Here is a 13250-nt window from a genome sequence, read left to right on the forward strand (position 1 = left end):
CAGGGAGATTGAACAATGACCAAAGACGAGACGAAAACCACGGTCGGCAAAACCAGGTTCTTCCAAGGTGAACACCAGACCCAACCCCTGTTCTGTATCGAGCCTGGCATCCCGTGCCAGTACGCTCGGGAACAAGCATCGGAACTGATGGGCTATGTTCGGGACCTGACGCTCTCTGGCCTGTTGGACGAGAATCCCCAGTTGGTCTGGGCCTCGTACTACTTGAGTGCCTTGGCCAAGGCCCTGCTGGATGATGCCGAAATGGGCATGACGCACTGAAGACAAACGCCCCCCGTGCTTGCGCTGTCGCGCATAGAACTGAACCTTTGTAGGAGCGGCCTTGTGTCGCGAAAGGGCCGCAGCGCGGCCCCAGGATCTTGAGTCTGACTCACAATTGCCGGGGCTGCTGCGCAGCCCTTTCGCGACACAAGGCCGCTCCTACAATGTCCGCGTTGTCACGGGGATCGCAACCGCTTTTGAAGTTGTACATCACAGCTACGGTCAAGCACTCGAAAGCCTGACCAACCCGCACTAAACTCGCCCTTTCAGCCCGGAGAGTCCGACGTGCACAACGCAGGATGCGAACAGCAACAACACGGCGCAGTCATCTGGCTCACCGGCCTCTCCGGCTCCGGCAAATCCTCCCTGGCCCAAGCCCTGGCAACCCGCCTCGGGCAACGCGGCCATGCCTGCTACGTGCTGGATGGCGACACCCTGCGCAGCGGCCTGAACGCCGACCTGGGCTTCTCCCCCGCCGACCGCCACGAAAACATCCGCCGCACCGGCGAGGTCGCAGCGCTGTTCGCCGACGCCGGGCTGATCTGCATCGCCGCGCTGATCTCGCCCTACCGCGCCGACCGCGCAGCCGCGCGCCGGGCCTGCAAGGGCGCCTTCCACGAAATCCATGTCAAAGCCGACCTGGCCACCTGCGAAGCCCGCGACCCCAAGGGGCTGTACCGTCGGGCGCGGGCCGGCGAGCTGAAGGCGTTCACCGGCATCGATGCGCCCTACGAGGCGCCGGAGCAACCCGACCTGGTAGTGAATACCGCCACCACCTCGCTACAGGCCTCGCTGGACCTGCTGCTGGCGTACGCCCTGCAGCAGGTCATCCGCCTCAAGACCCCGGCGTGATATCCCCCCGCTGCCAGCGCGCCTCGCTGTTGCTCAACGCCTGGGCAATATCCCCCAGCTCACTGGACGGCAAGGTACTCGGCAGCGGGTCGAGCCCGGCACTGGCGAACACCTGCCCGTAGCTGTTGCGCAGTTCGGCGTAGGCCAAGTCGCGTCGCAGGTCGGCCTGCAGGGCGTTCAATTCCCCCTGGATCAACTCAAGCTCGCCAATGCCCTGGGCCTGGTGGCGGTTGCGCAGTTGCTCGACGATCTGCTGGTCCAGCGCCACCAATTGCTGGCTGGTGGTGAACTGGCGCCGCGCCTCGCTGTAGTTGGCGTTGGCCACGTACAACTGCGCCAGAATGGCCATCGACATCGCCTGGCGCCGCGCCTCGACCACCTGCTCGCCGGCCTTCGCCACGTCGATCGAGGCAGGCCCCGAGAGCACGTTGAACAGGTTCCAGGTCACTTTCACGCCGTAGTCGGCCCAGCTCTGGTTGGTCAGGAAACTGTTGCTGTCGTAGTGCCCGCCCGCGGAGAACTCCAGCCCCGGCAGCATGCGCAACATCGCCTTGCGCACTTCGGCGGCGCTGATGCGGGCCTGGTAGTCCTGCTCGCGCAGCTCCGGGCGCGAGGCCAGGGCCTGCTGCTCCAGGCTGTCGAGGCCGACCTTGAGTTCCGGCACGCTGTAGTCGTCGTTGCTGGCCAGGCTCAGCTCGGTGCCCGGCGGCAGGTTGATCAGCGCGCCAAGCTCGGTCTTGGCCAGCGACAGGGCGCGGCGCTGCTCTTCCAGCTGGCGGGTGGCCTCGATCAGCGAGCGCTGGTAGTTGAGCGTGTCGATCTGGTCGCCGAGGCGTTGCTCGCCCATGCGCTGGCTGTTGCCGCGGGCCTGGTCGACGCGGGCCATCAGGGTGTCGATCTGCTTGAGCAGGCGTTCGGCGGCCACCGCGCGCCAGTAGGCCGAGCGCACGTCCTGGATGATGGTCTGCACCACCTTGCGTCGGCGTTCCTGGACGATCAGGCGCTGGTCGCCCTGCTGCTTGGCGCTGACATAGCTGACACCGAAGTCCAGCACGTTCCACACCATGGTCAGGTCGGCGACATCGCGGTCGCGGTCCTGGGAGGTCGACGGTTCCAGCGACTGGGTGTTGGTCAGCACGCTGCGGCTGCTGGCGGCGCTGACGTTGCTGCGCCCGGCGTAGCCGGCGGACATGGCCATGCGCGGCAGCATGTCGAAGGTGGCCAGGTCGACCTGGCGCTGGGCCAGGGCTTCCTCCATCACCTTCAGGCGCGCCTCCAGGTTGTACTTCACCGCCCGGGCCATGGCCTGGTGCAGGGTCAATGGCCCGTGCAGCGCCTCCTGGCCCTTGAACATGCTGGCCAGGTCGGCCCGTGCGCGCTGTTCGCTGACGCTGCGGTCGATCGGCTGGGTCTTGACCGCGCAACCGGTCACCGCCAGTGCCAACACGCTGATCGCAAAAATCCTTGATGCTCTGCTCATCCCACCGCCCCTTGGTACGACCTTCTGGTGTCGGTCATGTAGTGATTGGCCCTGCTCCGGCTCATGCCTCGGGCACGGGTGCCACGATCTGCCCCAGGGCCAGCGCCAGGTCCCTGACCTGGCGCTGCTCGCCCTCCCTGAAGGCCTGCAACTGCTGGCCAAGAGTCGGCGCGCCGGTCAGTTTCTCGCCGCCCTGGCGGAACGGCTTGCCGCCGCTCATTTCGTATTGGCCACCGTCCTCCGGCAGCGTCTTGTCGAACACGTTGGAAAGGCTGCTGGCACCGAACACGTTGGCATCGCCGCCACCAAAACCGAGGAACCCGGCTGCGGAACCATTGCCCAGGCCAAAGCCGCCCTGCTGCCCGGCGAACACCTGGGCCAGGTAACTGGGCGCCAGTGCGCCGTCGCGAATGAAGATGCTGCCCAATGGCGGCAGCCCGCCGCCGGGGCTCGGCATGTCGAACAGCGGTGGCGGCAGCAGTGGCGACTGGTACGCGCTGAACGGTGGCGCGCTCGCCACCTGCACTGTTGTCGGCTGGCCGGACAGGCCCGCTGGCGGCGCCGGGTAGGCGCGGAACTGCGGGTCGCCATCGCTGGACTGCAAGGCCAGGCCCTGGCCGGTGAAGCCCCCTTCCAGCGTGTTGCCAGCCGCATCGCTGATGCCGGTACCCGTGCTTTTCAAGGCCAGCGCCAGGCTGCCGCTGCCGGCCACCCCGACGACATTCACCTGCCAGGTACGGCTGTCGACTTGCACCAGCGACTGCAAGGTACCGCTGGCGTTGCCCGTGCCCACCAGTTGGAAATCGCCGAGGTCGACACCGCGCACTGCCTCGCTGAAGGTCACGGTGAAGCTCTGGTTGCCGCTGCCGGTGACCGCTGACGGGGTGATCGCCTCGACGACCGGCAGTTGGGTATCGACGATCACCGTGCTGCTGTCGCCAACGGCGTTGAGGCCCGGGTTCAAGGCATTGCCGGCGGCATCGTGCAAGCTCGCACCATTGGCCGTCAGGCCCAGCACCTGGACGCCATCGGCGTCGTTGTCGCCGGCCTGGATACGGTACTGGAACACCAGCGTCGGGGTGCCGGAGCCCGCAACGAAATCGGCGAACACCGTGCGCCCGCCAATGTCCAGCGCCAGCTTGGGCACGCCGTCGACGATCACCGCTTCGCTGGTGTTGACCACGTAGGTCAGGGTGTCACCGGCGTTGTAGGCCACTCCGACCGGCACGCTGACGCTGCCGACCGTCGGCGCATCGTGATCGATGCTGTACACCGCACCGGTGAGGCCGCCACTGAGCAGATTGCCGGCTACGTCGCTGATCCCAGTGCCGCTGGCGTTGAGGTTCAGGCCCAAGGTGCCGTTGCCGGTCACGCCGCTGATGGTGACCTCGTACACGCCATTGCCAAGCAGGCGCATGCCACTGATCACACCTGCCGCCGTGCCGGTGCTCACCAGGCTGAAGTCGGTCAGGTCCACGCCGTTGACCCGTTCGCTGAAGGTCACGGTGAAGCGCACGCTCTGGGCATTGCTTGGCGACGGGTCGACGCTGACGATACCGAGCACCGTGGGCGCCTGGGTGTCGACCAGTACCTGGCTGGTATCGGCGATGCCATTCAAGGTCAGGTTCATGGCATTGCCCTGGGCATCGCTCAGGGTCGCGCAGTTGGCCGCAAGGCCGGTCACGCTGATGCCGTCGCTGTCGTTGTCGCCGGCCTGGACGATGTACTGGAACACCAGGGTCGGCGTGCCGGCACCTGCGATCAGTTCGGCGAACACCGTGCGCCCGCCCACGTCCAGCGCCAGCCGCGGTGCGCCGTTGATCGCCACTGCCTCGCTGGCGTTGACCACGAACACCAGGGCATCGCCGGCGTTGTAGGTCACCCCGCCGACCGGCACACCGACGCTGCTCACGCTGGGCGGCAGGGTATCGATGGCGTAGTTGTTGGAGTCGGTGGTGCCGGTGCCGGCGTTGCCCGACACCACGCCGACCACGCCGGCGTTGTTCAGGCTGATCAGGTTGCTGGTGTCCTCGATGTTGCTGCCTGGGGTCAGCGTTGCGGTCCAGGTGATGCCACCGTCGGCGCTCGCCAACCCGCTCAGGCTGCCGTTGGCCACGCTCAGGTCAGCCAGGTCGAAGCCACTGACCGCCTCGCTGAAGGTAATGGTCACCAGGCTGGTTTCGCCCACCGCCAACGCAGTGTCGGCGACCACCACGGTGGCCGTCGGCACCAGGGTGCTGACCCCGTAGTTGGCCGACTGGGTGGTACCGAGGCCGCTGTTGCCGGCCAGGTCGGCGATGCCGGTATTGGCCAGGGTGATGACGTTGGTGGCGTCCTGAATGCTGGCGCTCGGGGTGAAGGTGGCCGTCCAGGTGATGCCGCCATCGCTGCTCGACAGGTTGCTCAACGTGCCGTTCTCGGCGCTCAGGTCGGCCAGGGTGAAGCCGGTCACCGCTTCGCTGAAGGTGATGGTCAGCTGGGTGGTCTGGCCGGCGCGCACCACGCTGTCGGCCAGCACCAGGGTTGCGGTGGGGCGTTGCGAGTCGATCGCATAGTTGTTGGAGAGGGTGATGCCGCTGCCGGCGTTGCCGGCCTGGTCGATCACGCTGCTGGTGTCGAGCACGATGAAGTTGCTGGTGTCGGTGATGCCACTGGTCGGGGTCAGGGTGGCAGTCCAGGTGATGCCACCGTCGACGCTCGCCAGCCCGCTCAGGGTTCCGTTGGCAATGGACAGGTCGGCATAGCTGAAGCCGGTCACCGCCTCGCTGAAGGTGATGGTCACCAGGCTGGTTTCACCGATCGCCAGGCTGCTGTCGGCCACCACGATGGTAGCAGTGGGGCGCTGGGTGTCGATGGCGTAGTTGTTCGACACGGTGGTGCCGACGCCAGTGTTGCCGCTGGCACTGCCCACCACCCCGGTGTTGTCGAGGGTGATGACGTTGCTGGCGTCCTGAAGGTTGCCGGTCGGGGTGAGCAGGGCCGTCCAGGTGATGCCGCCATCGGCGCTCGCCAGCCCGCTCAGGCTGCCGTTGGCCACGCTCAGGTCACTCAGGTCGAAGCCGCTGACCGCCTCGCTGAAGGTGATGGTCACGATGCTGGTTTCGCCCACCGCCAGCGCCGTGTCGGCGACCACGATGGTGGCCGTCGGCACCAGGGTATCGACCCCATAGTTGGCCGACTGGGTGGTGCCGACGCCACTGTTGCCGGCCAGGTCGGCGATGCCGGTGTTGGCCAGGGTGATGACGTTGGTGGCGTCCTGAACGCCGAGGGTCGGGGTGAAGGTGGCCGTCCAGGTGATGCCGCCGTCGCTGCTCGAAAGGCTGCTCAGGATGCCGTTCTGGGCGTTCAGGTCGGCCAGGGTGAAGCCGGTCACCGCTTCGCTGAAGGTGATGGTCAGCTGGGTGGTCTGGCCGGCACGCACCACGCTGTCGGCCAGCACCAGGGTCGCGGTGGGGCGCTGCGAGTCGATCACGTAGTTGTTCGATAGGGTCGTGCCGCTGCCGGCGTTGCCGGCCTGGTCGGTCACGCCGCTGTTGTCGAGGGTGATCACGTTGCTGGTGTCGGTGATGCCGCTGGTCGGGGTCAGGGTGGCGGTCCAGGTGATGCCGCCATCGCTGCTGCTCACCGCGCTCAGGGTGCCGTTGGCAATGGTCAGGTCGGCAGTGCTGAAACCGGTCACCGCCTCGCTGAAGGTGATGGTCACCAGGCTGGTTTGACCAATGGCCAGGCTGCTGTTGGCGACCACGATGGTGGCGGTCGGGCGCTGGGTGTCGATGGCGTAGTTGTTGGAATCGGTGGTGCCGCTGCCGGCGTTGCCGGCCTGGTCGGTCACACCGCTGTTGTCCAGGGTGATCAGGTTGCTGGCGTCGGTGATGTTGCTGGTGGGGGTGAAGGTGGCGGTCCAGGTGATGCCGCCATCGCTGCTGCTCACCGCGCTCAGGGTGCCGTTGGCGATGGTCAGGTCGGCGTTGCTGAAGCCGCTGACCGCTTCGCTGAAGGTGATGGTCACCAGGCTGGTTTCACCGATGCTCAAGGCACTGTCGGCAACCACGATGGTGGCGGTCGGGCGCTGGGTATCGATGGCGTAGTTGTTGGAGCTGGTGGTACCGCTGCCGGCGTTGCCGGCCAGGTCGCTCACCCCGCTGTTGTCCAGGGTGATCAGGTTGGTGGTGTCGGTGAGGTTGCTGGTGGGCGTGAAGGTGGCGGTCCAGGTGATGCCGCCGTCAGCGCTGGCCAGCCCGCTCAAGGTGCCGTTGGCGATGGTCAGGTCGGCAGCCGTGAACCCCATCACCGCCTCGCTGAAGGTGAAGGTCACCAGGCTGGTTTCACCAACCCGCAAGAAGGTGTCGGCAACGACGATGGTCGCGGTCGGGCGCTGGGTGTCGATGCTGTAGTTGAACGACTGGGTGACCCCGCTGCCGGCGTTGCCCGCCAGGTCGGTGACACCGGCATTGTTGAGGCTGATCACGTTGCTGGCGGCCGTGATACTGCTGGTGGGGGTGAAGGTGGCGGTCCAGGTCTTGCCACCGTCGGCGCTGGTGACGGCGCTCAGGGTGCCGTTGCTGATGGTCAGGTCGGTATTGTCGAAGCCGGTCACCGGCTCGCTGAAGGTGATGGTCACCAGGCTGGTTTCGCCGATCTTCAGCGCGCTGTCGCTGAGGCTGATGGTGGCGGTCGGCGGCACCGTCTCGCGGACGCTCACCGTCACCGTGGCCGCACTGGAAGTACCACCGTCGCCATCGTTGACGGTGACCGCGACCGCGCGGGTAGCCTGGCCGATGCCATTGCCGGCGTTGCCATTGTCGTAGGTGAGGTTGCGCACCAGCGCCTGCACCGCCGCTGCCGTGGCGTTGGCGTTGAAGGTCACCACCAGGTTGGCGCCGCCGCTGCCACCGGCCACGGTGCCGATGGCCACGCCGCCATAACTGACCGTGCTGCCACTGACGCTGATCTGCCCGGCGCCGGTGCCCTGGTTGCGGATGCCCAGCACGTCTTCGCTGCCAACGCCATTGGCGCTGACCGAAGCCGTCAGGTTGCCCCCGGCGAAGTCGGCCGAGTCACTGTCGGTGATGGTGGCGTTGCCGCCCGCGTCGATCAGCACCGCGCCGCTGCCCTGGGTGTAGGCGACGCTGTCGCCGTTGAGGTTGGCGATCACCGGCACGCTGTTCTGTGGCAGTACCACCACCGACGCGGTACGGCTGGTGCTGCCCATGTCGTCGTTGACGCTGACGGTCACGCTGCGGGTGCCGGTGGTGTAGGCACTGGCGCTGTTGCCATAGGCCACCGAGGCAAGGATCGCCCGGTACTGGGCCAGGGTGGCGACACCGCTGAGGGTCAGGACAGTGCTGCCCGAACCGCTCACGGTGATGCCGTAGGTGGCCGCCGTGGCGATCTGCGCGGCGCTCAGCGACAGGGTTTCGTTGGCGCCGTTGAGCACACCGCCCAGGCTCAGGGTGGCGCCGCTGACCTGGGTATCGCCGTCGGTCTGGGTGAGCGAGATGTTCGGCACGATCGCCACCGGCGTGCCGCTGAAGTTGACGCTGCTGTCGTTGCCACCGGTGCCGGTGTCCAGGTCGACCACCGGCGGGGCCACGTACAGCACCTCGTAGGCACCGATGTCCACACCCCCGCCGCGCGGGCGATCGAAGCCGCGCAGGTCGGTAGCGGGGGCGCCCGAGCTGGTGCCCTGGTCGATGGCATTGGTGGCGGTGGCGGCCAGCCGATAATCGCCGCCAGCGGCGTTGACGAAATTGACCGTGGTGCCGATCAGGTTGGTGATGCTGGTGAAACCGCTCCCGGTGCCGCCGTTGGTGGCGGCATCGGCCGCAGCGCCATTGACGGTATTGCCGGTGAGGATACTGTTCTGCACGGTCACCGTGCCGGCCTGGCCGACTGCCCAGCCCAGGCCGGCCGAGTTGATGGTACCGGCGTTGGCGGTGAAGGTGTTGTTGGCGATGGTGCTGTTGATGATGCGCACCGTGCCACCGGTGTTGCCCACCACGATGACCGAGCCCCCCGCCACCGTCGAGGTAAAACTTAGCGTCCCGGTGTTGTTGTAGATCGCGACGTTCTCCAGGAGATGATTGTTGGCTCCGACCAGGCGCACCAGCGACGACATGCCCGTGGCGCCGACGATGCTGGCGTCGTTGTCGTGGATGGTGGTGTTGCGTACGGTCACCGCGGAGCCGGTAGCCGTACCGGAGTTGATCACCGTGCCGGAGTTGTTCTGGAAGTTCGAGTCCTCGATGGTGATCGAACCGCCGTTGGCGCGGATCGCCCCCCCGGTCACGTTGCTGGAAAAGAAGCGGAAATCGAGGTTCTTCACAGTCAGCACACCGCCCGGGTTGCTCTGCAGCCCCGAAGACTCGGTAGCATCACGGCTGCCGTTGCGGTTGACGTCGCCGCTGAGGATGATGTCGCCCTGGCCGTCGCCATCCACGTCGCCATTGATGGTGATGTCGCTGGTGACCAGCAGCGCCGCGGACGTCGACCAGTAGATGGTCTGGCCCTTGAGCGACTGGTGGAAGACGATGACGTCGCTGCCGCTGCCGGCGGCCGAGCCGTCCACCGAGCTGTCGGTGTTGGCGGCCTGGATCGCCTCGGCGAGCGACACCAGGCCATTGACCGACACCGAGGAGGCATCGCTGTCGGTGACGGTGATGGTCGCCAGCGAGGTGTTGAACCCCGACAGGTCACCGCGCTGCACGCCCGTGCCGCTGGCGACCAGGCCGGACACGGTCTCCAGGTCCCAGTCCTCGCCCGCCCGGTTGCCGGTGGCATCCGAGGAAGCGCCGACGTCGGCGCCGCTGAGCCGCGCCACTTCGTCGACGAACAACTGCCCGTCGCTGCCGGCCCCGGTGCTGCAGGCGAAGAAGCGGATGTCGCCGCCCTCCGCCAGGCTGGCGCCGATGCGCGCCAGGTCGGCGGCGTGGCTGGCCAGCTGGTTGGCCCAGATGGCATTGCCGGCCAGGTACACGTAGCCGCTGTCACCGTGGCTGATGATATCGATGGAGGTCACGTCATTGCGGCCCTCCAGGTAATCGGCGATCTGCTTGAAGCCGTCCTTACCGTTCTCCAGCACCACCACCTCGACGCCTGCCGGGAGGCCGGCGATGAGCTTCTGGTAGTCGCTGACGGCGGAATCGATGAACACCACTTCGTGGCTGCCCGAGGCCGTGGTCGCCGGCGCCGTGGCCGGTGCGACATCCTGCGCGCTGTCGTGGCTGGCGCTGTCCTGGGTGCCGGCGCTGTCGCTGGCCGTGGCGCTGTCCTTGCCGGTGGCGGTGGCAGCCGCCGCCGCTTCTGCCGCCTGGGCCGCCTGGTCGGCGACAACGGCCACCGAGGCGTCGAACATCATCCGCGGTTCCAGGGCCTGGATCAGGCTGGGTCGGCTAACGGAAACGCTGGGCTTCACGTTGTTCTTGTCTCGTTTCCAGAACGCCATGTCGACCTCGTTCAGCCCCGGGGCTGGTTGATCCTGCAACTGCGCCTGGCGGCGGCGCGTCCTTGTCGTAAGTCCTGAACGCACCGCGGGGAGCCGACTTGCCCCCCGCGATGAACTGCTCCAGCTGGCCCTGGCCTCAGTTGCGGCTAGGGAAGATGCCCTCCAGGGCAATGATGAAGTTGGTGCCCAGGTATGGGTTCTGCACGGAAAACGGCTGGGAACTGCCGCCGACGTTGAACGTGGCCTGGGGCACGGTGACGTTGAACGGCTTCAGGCTGGTAGTGGCCTGATCGGTGGAATAGATATCCGGTGCCGCACCGCTTCCCGACTTGTCGAACGACTGGGCGAGAACGCTTGCAGTCGAAGGCCCCGGCGCATTGGCGCTGCCTTCCACCGCCGGGATCGACACCGCAACGGTCTGGGCCGGCACCATGACCGCTTGCATGGGCACGTTCGATTGCAGCAGCGTGACCTGGTTGTTGCCGGCCGCCTGCCCCAGTTCCACGGTCGGCAGGCCCGGGCCGGTGCCCTGGCCGACCGGCGCGCGGCCGCGCAGATCCGGCAGGGCGAACGTGGTGGTGCCATTACCGCCATAGGTGACGCCCAGAATGGCGAACAGCGCGGAGTTCTGCGCAATGCTCAAGATCTGCCCCTGGCAGAAGGCCCAGCCACGTGGGGCGAAGTTGCCCGCGAACATCTTGATCTCACCGAGGTATGGTTCACTCATTTGCTGCTCTCCTTTGACTACCTGCCGGGCAGGCCGGATGGCCTGCGAAAAATGAGTTCAGTAACGGTGCATCTTCAGGTACAGGCCTTTGTCGTCGACCACTTCGAAGCCGCTGCGCTTGTACAGGCGCAAGGCGGGGTTGTGGGCGGTCACGTGCAACTCGGCGCTCAGGCCCTGTCGGTCGGCCTGCGCCAGCCACTGGCGCAGCAGCCGGGTGCCGATGCCCTGGCCTTGCCAGGCCGGCAGCAAGGCCATGTCGATGATGTGCAGGTGATTGTCGGACCAGTGCAGGTAGGCACGGCCGATGCGCTCGCTGGCGGTTTCGATGATGGAAAAGCAGGCGTCGGGAAAGTGCGCCTGATACTGGCTGTGCTGGGCCTGGCATTGCTGGTCGAGAAAGGTCTCGACCAGCGCCGGCGCCCACTGCGTCATGGACATTTCGGCAGCCCGGGTGGTGCCGTACAAGGCACGCAGGAACGCCTGGTCGGCGTCCACGACGGGACGAAGAAGCACCTCGGGGGTCGACATTCGCTCACACTTCCCTGCTGTAGTTACCCCATGGTGAGGGGCGCACATCCAAGTGGATTGTTCTACACGATGGCGTTGAGCGTAGTCGTACAACAAGGCATATCGCCACCACTGCCGCAGGAAATTTCAATCTTTTCTGAAACGCCTGTTCGAGGTGTTTTGACACCACCTCTCAGGCGTTTCGCAAGCGTATGGATTCCAAGGCTTTATAGGGTTCCAGTGCCCATTGGAGCACACCGTCACGCACGGCATCGCTGGCTTCATGGCGCTTGCGCTGGCTGTCGCAACTGAAGGTCATGGCCGGTTGCTTGGCATCGAACGCGGCCACGTCACGCAATGCCGGGGCATCGCCGGGTGTCACGCCCAATACGGTGGCCAGGCGCCCCCACAGGGCATCGGGCAACTCGCTGTAGTTGACGGCGATGCCGCCATGCTCGCGGCACAACACCAGGCCTGCCTTGAGAATCTCCCCGATCAGGCGGCAGGTGTACTGCACGGTGTCCATGGCCTCGTCAGCCGCCAGCACGGTATCCAGCGCCGAGGGCCCGAGCAGGCCCGGGACCCGATGCATGCCGGCCTGGCGCAGTTGCGAGACGACGATTTCCAGCGGGTCACGGTAGAGGAAAATGCGCGGAACCCGAGGGTAAAGCTCGGCCAGCAAGGGCGCCTCGAACACGTTCCAGGCATCGAGCTTGACCATCAGCTGCCGCTCGGCGCCGTGGCGCTGCTGGCCGTAGGCCGAGAGCAGCGCGTGCACGGCATCGGCCTGCCAGGCCTTGGCCTGCGGGTCCTGCAAGGGCGCACGCAGCAGGTTGTCCAGCGGTGGCGGCTCGGACAGCACGATGTTGCGCGCCTGGCTCGCCAGCAATTGGGCGATCAAGGTCGAGCCACAGCGCGAGGCGTGGAACAGCAATGCCGTGGGTGCCAGGCCCGGGCTGCGGGCCTGCCAGTCGAGCAGGGCCTGGAGGTCGGTGTCGCGGCGCAGGGCCTGGTTGAAGGGCAGGCGCAGGGCCTGGTCGACATCGTCACGGAAGAACGGCCGGGCCAGGTGTGCCGCGCCGAACCAGCACCAGTCCAGGCGCCACTCACCGTCGCGGCGCCACAGGCGGATCGGCAGCCAGCCCTGGAAATCGCCCGAGGTGTTCAGACTCGCCATTGATCGCTCCAGGCCTGTTTGCCCTGGCGCATCGCGCCATGCACTTCGGCATCGGTAAAGGCCAGGCCCAGGGCGGCGCCCAGGGTAACGGCTTCGGCCACGAAGGCACGCGGATCGGTCAGCGCCTGCAGGCGCGCTGCCAGGGCCGGATCCTGCGTTACCCGCTGACGGAACTGTTCGAACGCCCGCCCTGCCCGGCCCGGCTGCAAGGCTGGAGTCTGCGCCCGCCCCTGTTCGATCAGGGCCCGCAGCCAGGCATCGGGCAGGCAATCGAGCACCAGGTGAATACGTTCGCCAGGCCCTGGGTTGCTGACCCGGTGCGGCCGCGACAGATCGAGGAACCAGCATTCTCCGGGCTGCATGGGTACCTGCAGGCCATCGACCAGAAACTCAACGCCCGGCGGGCTCAGCAGCGGCAGATGCAGGCGTACACAGCCCCCGGGGCGGCCCAGGTCCGGATCGCGGTGCTCGTGGATCCGTGCGCCCTCCCCCAGGCGCAGCAGGCGCGCGGCGCGCAGCGTCGTACGAAACGGCGCCAGCACGGCCTGCCAGGCCGTTTCGCCCTGCCACCAAGCCTGCAGCGTTGGCGGACCTTGGCCAGGCGCGAGCGGTACCACGGCGTCCTCGGCACTGACCAGCGCCACGCCACTCCAGTCACCCTGGTGGTAGGCGCTGTTGAAGTGCGCCTGCCAGGCATCGCCCGCCACGCGCTGCAAGGCTTGCAACAGCGCGGCCAGGTCGACGGGCAACGCCAGGCGGGCACAACGCGGAAGTTCGGACATGC

At 66.8% G+C, this 13250-nt stretch carries 8 protein-coding genes; 2 read left to right on the top strand and 6 right to left on the bottom strand.

From position 1 onward, the window contains the following. Nucleotides 1-15: 15 nt before the first annotated feature. A complete protein-coding gene (locus tag ACIP21_RS18545) occupies nucleotides 16-279 on the top strand; it encodes a DUF3077 domain-containing protein (protein ID WP_400690392.1) in 264 nt (87 codons plus the stop codon). Between the two features lie 285 nt (nucleotides 280-564). Next, nucleotides 565-1131 (top strand): adenylyl-sulfate kinase, encoded by a 567-nt coding sequence (cysC, locus tag ACIP21_RS18550; protein ID WP_400690394.1) that lies wholly within the window; start codon nucleotides 565-567, stop codon nucleotides 1129-1131. On the opposite strand, the gene ACIP21_RS18555 is transcribed toward cysC, so the two are convergent. The 6 genes from ACIP21_RS18555 to ACIP21_RS18580 all read right to left on the bottom strand — a co-directional run bounded on the left by ACIP21_RS18555 (nucleotide 1115) and on the right by ACIP21_RS18580 (nucleotide 13248). After that, nucleotides 1115-2611, bottom strand: a complete 1497-nt coding sequence (locus ACIP21_RS18555; RefSeq protein ID WP_400690397.1) for a TolC family protein — start codon at nucleotides 2609-2611, stop codon at nucleotides 1115-1117. The two genes, cysC and ACIP21_RS18555, sit on opposite strands and share 17 nt — an antisense overlap. Before the next feature lie 61 nt (nucleotides 2612-2672). Further along, nucleotides 2673-10055: an Ig-like domain-containing protein gene (locus ACIP21_RS18560; RefSeq protein ID WP_400690399.1), complete on the bottom strand. Its 7383-nt coding sequence runs from the start codon at nucleotides 10053-10055 to the stop codon at nucleotides 2673-2675. Nucleotides 10056-10191: 136 nt separating this feature from the next. Next, on the bottom strand, nucleotides 10192-10782 hold the full coding sequence (locus ACIP21_RS18565) for a phage tail protein (RefSeq protein WP_400690402.1): 591 nt from the start codon (nucleotides 10780-10782) through the stop codon (nucleotides 10192-10194). 57 nt (nucleotides 10783-10839) lie between these two features. Then, entirely contained in the window at nucleotides 10840-11310 is a 471-nt protein-coding gene (locus ACIP21_RS18570; RefSeq protein WP_400690404.1) for a GNAT family N-acetyltransferase, read from the bottom strand. A gap of 172 nt (nucleotides 11311-11482) precedes the next feature. After that, entirely contained in the window at nucleotides 11483-12466 is a 984-nt protein-coding gene (locus ACIP21_RS18575) for a sulfotransferase family protein (RefSeq protein WP_400690407.1), read from the bottom strand. After that, on the bottom strand, nucleotides 12454-13248 hold the full coding sequence (locus tag ACIP21_RS18580) for an aspartyl/asparaginyl beta-hydroxylase domain-containing protein (RefSeq protein ID WP_400690409.1): 795 nt from the start codon (nucleotides 13246-13248) through the stop codon (nucleotides 12454-12456). Before ACIP21_RS18580 ends, ACIP21_RS18575 begins: the two co-directional genes overlap by 13 nt. Nucleotides 13249-13250 lie beyond the last annotated feature (2 nt).

The sequence above is a fragment of the Pseudomonas sp. NPDC089401 genome, from assembly GCF_044749485.1.
Lineage (GTDB): Bacteria > Pseudomonadota > Gammaproteobacteria > Pseudomonadales > Pseudomonadaceae > Aquipseudomonas.